We start from the raw sequence: 12,030 nt of genomic DNA on the forward strand, positions 1-12,030 counted from the left end.
TAGATAAATAGTTACATCAGTAACCAAATAGATAGTTAAATAATAAAATCTGGGCACGTATCCAGAACTAAAAATGAGAGAGGGATTGGAGCTTAACCGTCCAAATCCCTCCTTACCTACATTTGAAACACGATACATCGGAGTACCTTATGTCAACATCTAGACGAGGCACGATAGGCAAATTTGCCCTACTGTCCATGACTTTTGCAGCGGTTTTTAGCTTCAATAATATTATTAATAATAATATTGAAATAGGCTTATCGTCTGCCCCTATGTTCTTTCTCGCAACCATCTTTTATTTTATCCCGTTCTGCTTAATTGTGGCTGAATTTGTGTCACTCAACAAAAGTTCTGAAGCGGGTGTTTACTCTTGGGTAAAAAGTTCGCTAGGTGGTCGCTGGGCGTTCATCTCAGCTTATACTTATTGGTTCGTTAACCTCTTCTTTTTCACGTCACTGTTACCAAGAATTATTGCTTACGCGTCGTATGCCTTCTTAGGGTTTGAGTATATATTCACCCCAATGACAACGGCGGTTTTAAGTACCTTACTTTTCGCGGTTGCAACACACGTATCAAATAACGGAGCCAAATTACTGGGTCCAATTACGACCGTTACATCGTCACTCATGCTGTTACTCACACTGTCTTACATCATCCTGTCAGCTGGCGCTTTAATGGGCGGTATTGTACCTGCGGACCCAATTTCAATTGAAGCGATGACACCATCGTTTAACTGGGCATTCCTCGGTGTGATCACCTGGATTTTTATGGCTGCAGGTGGCGCAGAATCTGTTGCTGTTTATGTGAATGATATTAAAGGCGGCCACAAGTCATTCGTTAAAGTCATCATCCTTGCAGGTATCTTTATTGGTGCACTTTACTCTGTGGGTTCTATCTTAGCGAACGTCTTTGTGACACGTGAAGCATTGAAATTTACCGGCGGCTCTGTGCAAGTATTTGAAGGCCTTGCAAGACACTTCGGTTTACCAGAAATCATGATGAACCGTTTTGTTGGTATCATCTCGTTTACTGCCATGTTGGGTTCATTATTAATGTGGACGGCAACACCAGTGAAAATCTTCTTCTCTGAAATTCCAAAAGGTATTTTTGGTGAAAAGACGGTGGCACTCAACAAACAAGGTGTACCGGTACGCGCAGCATGGATTCAATTCTTAATTGTTATCCCACTGATGTTTATCCCAACATTGGCGTCTGACACGGTGCAAGACTTAATGAGCACTATCATCAACATGACAGCGGCAGCGTCTATGCTACCACCTCTGTTCATCATGATTGCTTACCTCAACCTACGCTTAAAATTAGATCACCTCGAGCGTGACTTCCGCATGGGTTCTCGCTTTACCGGTATCGCTATTGTGTCTGTACTTATCGCTATCTTTACTGTTGGGTTCTTTGCTTCAACCTTCCCAACTGGCGCAGACATCATGACTATTATTTTCTACAACGTTGGCGGGATTGTTATTTTCCTTGGCTACGCGTGGTGGAAATACAACAAGTATGAACAATCACTGACACACGAAGAACTTGCTGAAGAAGCAAAACCTGCAGTTCAATTATAGGCGTTGAATTACATTATGAAGCACCAGTGACATCGGTGCTTCCTTTGTTAAACACAGATAAGTAAGCACAGCGACATGTTCTATTATACTCATTTGGTCTGTTGCTTATTTTCTGTTTAATGACTTAACCACAGTAATTTTTAGTAAAGCTAATAATTGGATATTTACTAAAGATCACTTAATAATTTAATTAATATAGGATACGTTAATTATGTCTCAATCTGTACGTGGCACGATAGGAAAGTTCGCTTTGTTATCTATGACTCTCGCGGCGGTATTTAATGTCCGTAACATTGTTAATAATAATATCGAATTAGGCTTAAGTTCAGCGCCTATATTTTTACTGGCTACCTTGGTTTACTTTATCCCATTCGTGTTTATTATTTCTGAATTTGTATCTGCCAATAAAGATTCAGAATCAGGCATGTATGACTGGTTGAAAAAACCATTAGGCACAAAGAATGCCTACCTTGGTTCGTTCCTGTATTGGTTTGTGAACCTATTTTGGTTTGTATCACTACTACCAAACGTAATTGCTTATGCGTCTTATGCAATGCTTGGATATGAGTACAATTTCTCTCCAGTGGTAACTTCTATTATCTCGATTGTTTTGTTTGCTGCGGCAACGCACATTTCGACAAAGGGTGCATCTTGGTTAGGTAGAATTTCTGAACTTGTGGCTTACGGTGTATTCGCGCTGTTTGGTATCTATGTTGTTGGGGCGGTAATGGCACTCGGTAGTGACCATGTTCCGGCTCAACCAATTACGATGGAAGCAATGACGCCGACGATCAACTGGGCAACGATTGGTATTATGTGCTGGATCTTCCAAGCTGCAGGTGGTGCTGAAACAGCGGCTGCATATTTGAAAGATGTGAAAGGCGGTCAGAAAACGTTTATCCGCGTGATCATCTCAGCAGGTATCCTTATCGGTGCTATGTATGCAATTGGCTCTCTATTAGTAAACGTATTCGTTCCACGTGAGTCACTGACTTATGCTGGCGGTATGGTTGAAATATTTACCGGTATGGCGCAATACTTCAATGTTAATGAAAACGTAGTGGGTCGCTTGGTTGGTATCATTCTGTTCATTGCGATGTTTGGCTCGATGATGATGTGGACAGCTGCACCAGTTAAAATTCACTTTTCTGAAATTCCAAAAGGCGTATACGGCGAGAAAACAACTGAACTTAACGAGCACGGTGTACCAGTACGTGCCGCTTGGTGGCAGTTCGCATTCGTGGTAATCATGTTAGTGGTTAATGGTTTCGGTTCTGAATCGGTACAAGAGATGATGAGCACAGCAATTAACTTAACTGCTGGTACAGCGATGTTACCGCCTATCTTTATTATGGTTGCTTACTTCATCTTCCGTCTTAAATACGATGACACACCACGTGATTTCCGCATGGGTTCTCGTAAAGTGGGTATGACTATTGTTTCAATTCTTATCGTTATCTTTGTGGTAAGTATGACAGCATCAGCATTCCCAACAGGTGTTGATTTAGTGAATGCATTCTTTATCAACGTATTCATGACGATGGTGTTCTCTGCAATTGCATGGTGGTGGATCTCTCGCTTTGAAAAGAAGCAAGCACAAGGTGAAACGACAGCGAAGCAGACATTAGCTTCAGCGACAAAATAAACCTAGACTACTTCTAGAATAAGCTTATGAAGGCACTGAGATTATCAGTGCCTTTTTCTATCTGACACACAGACTCCAATTTCTTACTTTGTCATAATTACCTACCATTAATATAATTAATGATAGGTAATTAGTAATAAATTAAGCTGGTTGTAACGCTTCGCTAATTTCTACCTTTTCAGTTGCAGTGAGTCCATCACTTGGTAAAAACTCTTTACCCCAACCCAAACCTGCAATTTCTTCTTCGATCATAGCTGCAATCTCATCTTTATCATAACCAACGCCAGCTAAAACCTCTTGTGTAGAATGACCAAACCTCTCAGTTGGAGTAACAGATTTAATAAATGCTTCTACTGGACGAATAGCATAATGATCAACTTGTGTTAATTTGTGGCCACTAGGGTGATTTGGATAGATAGAAAAAGCATAGCTTCCCCTGTCTATCCCTGCTGTCCCATTAATTTCACGACTGTATTGTTTACGTAAATCTTCAATGTTACGGGGGATGACGGCTGCAATATCAATCTGGTGTAGCGCATCGATCCATGTTTGAGATTTTTTGGTTACCAAAATGCTTGTTAAAAATACTTTTTTATCTTGAGCATCAGTCAGTTTTTCTAAACCTGAGATAGTGGCTAATTTATCTTGCTCTTGCATGTTAGAGTCAATGAAAATCCAACCGTCTAGGGTCTTATAGAAGTGTGACAAAGCATTATACCCAAGTGCATCACGACCAGACGGTTCATTAAATGGTGCTCGGCCTTCATAATCAAAAGCAAATGGGAGTTGCGCTAAATTTGTTACAGCTGAAAGCGATGTTCTTGCACGGCTTACTTCACCAGTACGTTGTAAATGGAATAACGATGTTGCCATAGCTAAACCGCCAGCGAAACCACAATTAACATCGAGAGTACCCAGATGAGCATGTTCTTCTGGCGTTGCTATTCCACCAAATCTGCTCATGATACCACTGTTAGCTTGGATAATATCATCGTAACCAATATAGTTTGTTTTAGGGCCTTCCAATGGACCACCTAAACAATCTAAACGGCAGAACAATATTTTTGGATTAATAGCTAATAGGCTTTCTGAATCTAGGCCTAAATGTACCATTTGTCTGCTTGGCGCATTAATTAAAACAATATCACTTTCTTGTACTAAACGATTGAATATTTCACGACCTTTGTTTGACATTATATCTATTAACGCGCTCTTTTTACCCATATTAGTTAGGAAAGTAAAAAACGTACCGATCAGTGGGTCATACATAGGAGAGACAGTATCAATTTTTGTTACTTCTGCGCCAAAACGTGTGAGTAATGCCGCAGCATGTGGTCCTGCAATAACGTTTGTTAAATCAAGGATTTTAATACCGTCTAACCAACCTTTATGACTAACAATTGTTGAAGCTTCGGGTAAGTTACGCGCAGCTTCGTTGACTGATAATAAATCTAAAGCACGTGCAACGGTCACATTCATACGTGCTGTCGGTGTGACCATATCTGTTGCACATTCTTCTAACCATGCAATTGGGCCTGGCTGTTTCATTAAACCATACTGTGAGTCTTCAACTTTAACAATAAGACCTGATTTTTCGCAATGTTCACTGTTTACCCATTCTTGCGTGGTACGATGTGGTGCACCTGGAATCTTTCCTTCACCAAAAATCCCCCCCCATTCTTCGGATGTCTTTGTAAGGAATGCCACTTTCATTTTTGTTGATATAATATCGGCCCATTTTTTAGGTAGTGGATAAACACCGATTGATGTTTCTCCATCCCATTCATTTGTTGGTAAATGTAGATTTTCAACTTCAGGTAAACCATCACTAATAAGTTCTTCATAAATGCCTAATGCCTTTAATGCACGTTTTGCATGATTTCGATGTGATGGGCAAACGCAATAAAACATGCGGCCATCTGCACATAAATATGTACGGTAAAATGGGTCTAAGTACTCTTGAAGGTCCTCGTAACTTAAATCCATTTCGATATTGTTTGCTTGACGATATTCAATTTCATGATCACGCATTGTTTTATAACGATTTGGTAAATTTTCAACAACATAAGAATTATATGATAAGCCTTCCATTAGCGCTGCAACAATTGGCACCTCTATATGATCACCTCGGCCGCTTTTTTCTCTGGCATAAAGCGCCAAAATAACAGCGCTTGCGGCAAGTACGGTTGCGTATGAAGAACCTAATGGCAATGGAGAAAAACTTGGATTTAAACCCATCAAGACTCGGTTATACCCCATATCACTAAACGCACCGGATGCAGCTGAAACGATTGCTTCCGTTGCTTTCCAGCCACTACGCAGTTCATCATTACTTGCAAACCCAGGTACAGATAATGTAACCAAAGCAGGATTTTCTTGGCGTAGTGTTTCAAAATCGATGCCTAGTTTTTTCATTACACCAGGGCGAAAGCTTTCTAGTACAACATCAGCTTTTGCTATTAGGCTCAGCGCTTCTTTCTGTTGGGTTGGGTCTTTCAAGTCTAGACGAAGACAACTCTTATTACGGTTCAATATGGCGTTGGCAGGGTGATCCCAAAGAGGGCCTGTCGGTGGATCAATGTGAATGACCGTTGCGCCTAAGTCAGCGAGAATCATTGCAGCACCTGGGCCAGCTATTTGCTGACCAAAATCGATAATAGAAATACCTTTAAGTGGTAATTGAATTTGAGTTGTCATGATTAGATTCCAATTATATGAATTTCGATTTTATGATGTGAATTATTAATATCGTGTTCTTTCAAACGGATACTATTAGCAAAATAAAAATCAGACCAGCAACAAAAATTTAACCTTAGATGTGTTTTTTTTTATGGCTAAAAATAAAGTGACAAGTCTCATATTCTTACTTGTAAATCTTTGACATTTTTCTTAAAACAATAAAGTACCACCTACGAGGTATCCCCAAGCGACTGTTTTATAACTATAAAAAAACTATGGCCATAGAGGTGATTTAAATTACTTTTCAATCACAGGTAACTGCTTAACAATGCAAACACTGAATTTATGACCTGCAATTAAGTTTCAGCATCACTTTATTAACATTTATGACAGGGGTTTCATTGTTGTAAATTACGTATTAAAAGCCGAAATACAATACGGTGATATATGACATTGTTGGTAGGTAATAATATTGATACATAATCTAAGGAGCTGTTTGTGAGTCATCAAAATATGATCGCGAAGGAAGGATTTTTTAAAGGTTCAAATCCAGTCATGATGATTGGATCAGGGCTATTAATTTTATTTTTTATTATTTTTACAATTGTTGGTGGAGATTTTGCCAATACCATTTATAACAATTCAAAACAATTTATTACAGATAATTTAAGCTGGTATTACATTGGTTTAATGAGCATATTTTTATTTATCTCAATCTGGTTGATTTTCAGTCGCTTTGGTAAAGTACGCTTAGGCAAAGAGACTGATAGACCTGAATATAGTGATTTCGCTTGGTTTTCGATGCTATTCAGTGCTGGTATCGCCATTGGTATTCTATTCTGGAGTATCGCAGAACCTATATATCACTACCAATCAAACCCCTTTGTCAGTGCCGCGATAGATCCTGAAGGTGCAAAACAAGTTGCGATGCGAGTGACGATTTTCCATTGGGGATTACATGGCTGGGCTATATTCGCTCTTATTGGCTTAGCCTTATCTTATTTTTCGTATAATAAAGGACTACCACTGACGATACGTTCAGCATTGTATCCGATATTTGGTGAAAAAATTTATGGCCCAATAGGCCACACAGCAGATTATCTAGCCGTGTTTGGCACTGTATTTGGTATTGCAACATCGCTTGGCCTTGGCGCTCAACAAATAAATGCGGGTATGAGCTATTTACTTGGTTTTGAAGTATCGACAGTCAATCAAATCATCATTATCGCCATTGTGTCAGTAGTCGCTATCGGCTCGGTATTACTAGGTGTTGATAAAGGTATTAAAGTCATTAGTACCATCAATATGAAGCTGACGATTGTCATCCTGGTATTATTTTTGATACTCGGACCGACGGTTTATATTTTAAGTGAATTTGTACTTAATTTTGGTGATTATTTAACAAATGTTGTCGGACTTGGTTTTTGGGTTAACACTAATCCAGATGACTCTTGGCAAGGTGATTGGACAATTTTCTATTGGGGTTGGTGGTTATCTTGGGCACCATTTGTTGGTGTATTTATCGCTCGTATCTCAAAAGGACGTACGATTCGGGAGTTTGTAGCGGGAGTTTTAGTTGCACCAACGATAATGGGCGCGTTCTGGATCACCACATTTGGCTCTACTGCATTTTATTTAGAACAAGCAGGTGCAGGTATTATCGATGCGGTAAACACTGACATGACGATGGCCTTGTTTAAAACAATTGAAGCGATGGATTCAGGCTCAATAATTACCATCTTAATGGCTGTCATTTGTGTCGTAATGCTTGTGACCTATTTTGTCACTTCAGCAGACTCTGCGACATTAGTTATTTGTTCACTGGTGTGCATGGGTGAAAAAAATCCATTACCAAGATACCGCATTTTCTGGGGCTGTGCGATAGGCGCATCTGCAGCAGTGCTGCTACTTGCTGGAGGCTTAAAGACATTGCAAACCGCATCAGTATTGGCCGCACTACCATTTTCGTTCGTTATTATACTTTCTGTTATAGGCTTAATCCGTGCATTACATGAGGATTATCCAACTGAATCAGCAACACTTGCCGAGCTAAAGTAATAACAATCAAATAGCGAGGGGTTATTGGTTCCCCTCTATATTATAAATAGGAAGATAGTCATGTCATCACAAGTAATATTACCACGCATAATGCAAATTGGCGCTGGTGCAAGTAAAGATATAGTGAACGTTTTAAATAACTTGGGCGTATCGAAACCCTTGATAATTACAGATAAAATGATGGTCAAATTAGGTTATGCAGCTCAAATCAAAAATGCATTAGCATTATCAAATTTAGCCGCTGAAATCTTTGATGATACAGTCCCAGAACCGACTGTCGCTTCGATTCAAAATGGTATCAATAAAGCTAAAAGTGGTGATTTTGATTGCTTAATCGCACTGGGTGGTGGCAGTCCGATTGATAGCGCGAAAGCAATCTCTGTTTTGTCACAATTTGGTGGTGAAATGCGTGATTATAAAGTACCGAGGGTTGTTAGCGAGCAAGGATTACCCCTAATTGCAATTCCAACGACCGCTGGCACTGGTACTGAATGTACATGTTTCACGATTATAACCGATGAAAAGAATGATGAAAAAATGTTATGCGCAGGCGTTGGTTTCATGCCTGTTGCAGCATTGGTTGATTTTGAGTTAACCCTCTCATTACCAGCCCGAATTACCGCGGATACCGGCATTGACGCATTAACGCATGCGATCGAAGCTTATGTAAGTAGAAAATCGAATACGTTTAGTGACTCACAAGCTATCTCAGCGATGAAGCTCATCGCGCCAAATTTACGTAAAACATATCATGACGGTAATGATAAAACGGCACGTGAAAACATTATGTTAGGTTCTACGCTTGCTGGCATGGCGTTTTCAAATGCTTCGGTTGCACTTGTTCATGGCATGAGTCGTCCCATTGGTGCCGCTTTTCATGTACCTCACGGCTTATCTAATGCGATGTTATTACCTGCAGTTACCGCATTTTCTATTCCTGCAGCACCAGAACGTTATGCTAATTGTGCAAAAGCCATGGGCATTGCAAGTGAAACAGATTCAACTGATGTCGCCAATGAAAAATTGATTCTAGAACTTAAGGCTCTAAATGTTGAGCTTAACGTACCAACACCAGCTGAGTTTGGTATTGAGGGCGCTAAGTACTTTGATTTGCTGCCTACAATGGCAAAACAAGCATTAGCGTCAGGCTCACCAAATAACAATCCTCGGGTTCCAAGCATTGACGAAATGATTGCGATATATAAAGAGATTTGGGTTGATTAACTACCCAACTTTTACATGTAGCATTTTATATTAATTTAAATATAGCGAATATTCGCTTATCAAAAGGGAAGATCTCTCATGAGTGAAGTAGTAATGGATAAATCTCAAGCGACAATCACAGAATTAACAACTATTGGTCAGCTGATTGACGGTGAAATGATTATTGATGGTGAACGTAGTCAGCCTATCTTCAACCCATCGACAGGTAGGTCAGAAAAGAATATTGATCTTGCCAGTGTTGCAACTGTTGAAGCTGCGATTACAAGTGCTCAAGCGGCATTCCCTGCATGGCGTAATACGGCACCTATTAAGCGTGCTCGTGTTATGTTTAAATTTAAAGAATTATTGGAACAGAATGCAGAAAAAATCTGCGAACTTATCGGCCAAGAACACGGTAAGATCTCTCATGATGCGATGGGTGAATTACAACGTGGTATTGAGAATGTGGAATACGCATGTGGTGCGCCAGAACTACTAAAAGGTGAATTTAGTAAAAATGTAGGACCAAGTATCGATTCCTGGAGCGAATTTCAACCACTTGGTGTGGTAACGGGTATAACACCATTTAACTTTCCTGTGATGGTACCTTGCTGGATGTTTCCAATGGCGATCGTGTGTGGTAACACATTCATTCTTAAGCCATCTGAACGCGACCCGAGCGCAACACTATTCATTGCTCAGTTACTACAAGACGCGGGTTTACCAAAAGGCGTACTTAACGTCATTAATGGTGATAAAACCGCGGTTAATACACTATTAACAGATAAGCGTGTTCAAGCCGTTAGCTTTGTAGGCTCAACACCGATTGCGGAATATATTTATTCTACAGCAGCTGCTAATGGTAAACGTTGTCAAGCACTTGGTGGTGCTAAAAACCACGCCATCATTATGCCAGATGCTGACATGGACAACGCTGTAAATCAGCTTGTTGGCGCTGCATTTGGTTCATCTGGCGAACGCTGTATGGCATTATCTGTTGCTGTTGCTGTGGGCGACACAGCTGGTGACTTGTTGGTTGAAAAAATGACGATTGCAATGCAAGACTTAAAGGTAGGTCCATATAGCAATCCAAAAAATGATTTTGGCCCTGTTATTACAAAAGCACATCAAGAAAAAGTAAATGCGTATATTGATAGTGCAGAAAAAGATGGCGCCACGATTGTTGTTGATGGTCGTAATCCTGAAGTGGTTGGATATGAAGACGGCTTTTATGTTGGCGGTACATTAATTGATAACGTAACAACAGATATGTTGAGCTACAGAGACGAGATATTTGGCCCTGTACTACAAGTTATTCGTGTTAATACAATGCAAGAAGCAATGGCGTTAATCGATGCTCATGAATACGGTAACGGTACCTGTATCTTCACGCGTGATGGTGAAGCTGCACGTTACTTCTCTGATCATATTCAAGTTGGTATGGTTGGTATTAACGTACCATTACCTGTACCAGTTGCTTATCATAGCTTTGGTGGTTGGAAACGTTCTTTATTTGGTGATTTACATGCGTATGGTCCAGATGGTGTTCGTTTCTATACTAAACGAAAAACAATTACCCAGCGCTGGCCTTCAACAAGTCTGCGCGAAAATGTTGAATTCGCAATGCCAACATTAAAATAAGCCGAATAATAAGTTCGAGCCTGTTTATCTTTTGTCTGTAGCCGCAAAAAAGTTTAGTGCTACAGACAAATTATTTGAACAATAAAAATATATTTTAACCCATTAACATATCTAACTTTTTATTTTCATTCCGAATTAAATTAAGTTGAGCATGCTCTTAATATAAGTTTTTATCTTAGATCTAAGTCTAATAAAAGTTAATTTTAGCATGATAACATTCGCGACAACATGTCTCATTTATGGTTCTAAAATGAAAAAAAATCTCCCACCTTTAAACTGGTTACGCTCTTTTGAAGCATCAGCTCGCCATTTGAATTTTACACAAGCGGCGAATGAACTGAATTTAACTCAAGCTGCAATTAGTACTCAAATAAAATGCTTAGAATCTAATTTAGGTATGCCTCTATTTACACGTTTACCACGTGGTTTAACATTGACTGATTCTGGACAATCATACTTTCCACCCGTTAGCGAAGCCATTAATAAACTTGCAGCCACAACAAATGAGATTTTTGGTGATAGCAAAAAAATAAAAATTACAGTCTGTTCTAACCTCGTATTTTTTTGCCAATGGTTAGCACCTAAAATGGCATCCTTTTATGAACAACATCCTGATATTCTCATCCGTTTTACGAGTAATATTTGGGCCGATGATCTTGATAAAGATTCAGATATTAATGTGGGATACGGTCATGGAAATTGGGACGGTTTTAGATCTGACAGGTTGACTTGGGATGAGTTAATACCAGTATGTAGCCCCACATTATTAAGTGGTATGCCAATCCCTAAATGCCCAAGTGAACTTAATGATCACTCTTTATTGCATGTTATTGGTTATGAAGAAGGCTGGGGACACTGGCTTAACGCTACTGGATTTCATGATATTAATACTGATAAAGGGATGACATTTGATACGTTAGTATCGGCATTTGAAATGGCAAAATATGGTCATGGAATTGCACTCGGACGTAGTTCATTGGTAAAAAAATCAATACATAAAGGTGAGTTAATAGCCCCCTTTTCGCAAACGATACCGACAACAGAAGGTTTTTATTTAAAAACACCTACAAATCAAATTGATAATAAAAAAATTGAAACATTTAGACAATGGATTCTAAGTGAAATTTGTTGACCGTAATTATGTAGCCGATTAAATGTAAAAATACCCATCAACCTAAGCTGATGGGTATTTGATAATAACATTTTAACTCCTCCCCTTTTACT

The 12,030-nt window shown here is 39.4% G+C and carries 7 protein-coding genes; 6 read left to right on the plus strand and 1 reads right to left on the minus strand.

Features of this window, described 5'->3' with window-relative positions:
* Nucleotides 1–149: 149 nt before the first annotated feature.
* The gene (locus HWV03_RS16930; RefSeq protein WP_211676954.1) at nt 150–1,580 is read left to right on the plus strand and encodes an amino acid permease; all 1,431 of its coding nucleotides are present in this window, start codon (nt 150–152) and stop codon (nt 1,578–1,580) included.
* Between the two features lie 211 nt (nt 1,581–1,791).
* Nucleotides 1,792–3,225: an amino acid permease gene (locus tag HWV03_RS16935; RefSeq protein WP_211676955.1), complete on the plus strand. Its 1,434-nt coding sequence runs from the start codon at nt 1,792–1,794 to the stop codon at nt 3,223–3,225.
* Nucleotides 3,226–3,366: 141 nt separating this feature from the next.
* Here the strand turns inward: HWV03_RS16935 and HWV03_RS16940 are convergent, their stop codons facing one another.
* The gene (locus HWV03_RS16940) at nt 3,367–5,922 is read right to left on the minus strand and encodes a CoA transferase (protein ID WP_211676956.1); all 2,556 of its coding nucleotides are present in this window, start codon (nt 5,920–5,922) and stop codon (nt 3,367–3,369) included.
* Nucleotides 5,923–6,402: 480 nt separating this feature from the next.
* Between HWV03_RS16940 and HWV03_RS16945 the strand changes: the two genes are divergently transcribed.
* The 4 genes from HWV03_RS16945 to gcvA all read left to right on the plus strand — a co-directional run bounded on the left by HWV03_RS16945 (nt 6,403) and on the right by gcvA (nt 11,938).
* The gene (locus HWV03_RS16945) at nt 6,403–7,962 is read left to right on the plus strand and encodes a BCCT family transporter (protein WP_255546883.1); all 1,560 of its coding nucleotides are present in this window, start codon (nt 6,403–6,405) and stop codon (nt 7,960–7,962) included.
* A 60-nt stretch (nt 7,963–8,022) separates the two neighbouring features.
* Nucleotides 8,023–9,186: an iron-containing alcohol dehydrogenase gene (locus HWV03_RS16950; protein ID WP_211676957.1), complete on the plus strand. Its 1,164-nt coding sequence runs from the start codon at nt 8,023–8,025 to the stop codon at nt 9,184–9,186.
* Between the two features lie 78 nt (nt 9,187–9,264).
* Nucleotides 9,265–10,806: a CoA-acylating methylmalonate-semialdehyde dehydrogenase gene (locus HWV03_RS16955; RefSeq protein WP_274609796.1), complete on the plus strand. Its 1,542-nt coding sequence runs from the start codon at nt 9,265–9,267 to the stop codon at nt 10,804–10,806.
* A 250-nt stretch (nt 10,807–11,056) separates the two neighbouring features.
* Nucleotides 11,057–11,938 (plus strand): transcriptional regulator GcvA, encoded by an 882-nt coding sequence (gcvA, locus tag HWV03_RS16960; protein WP_211676958.1) that lies wholly within the window; start codon nt 11,057–11,059, stop codon nt 11,936–11,938.
* The last annotated feature ends 92 nt before the right edge of the window (nt 11,939–12,030 follow it).

The organism is Moritella sp. 36 (genome assembly GCF_018219415.1).
GTDB lineage: Bacteria > Pseudomonadota > Gammaproteobacteria > Enterobacterales > Moritellaceae > Moritella.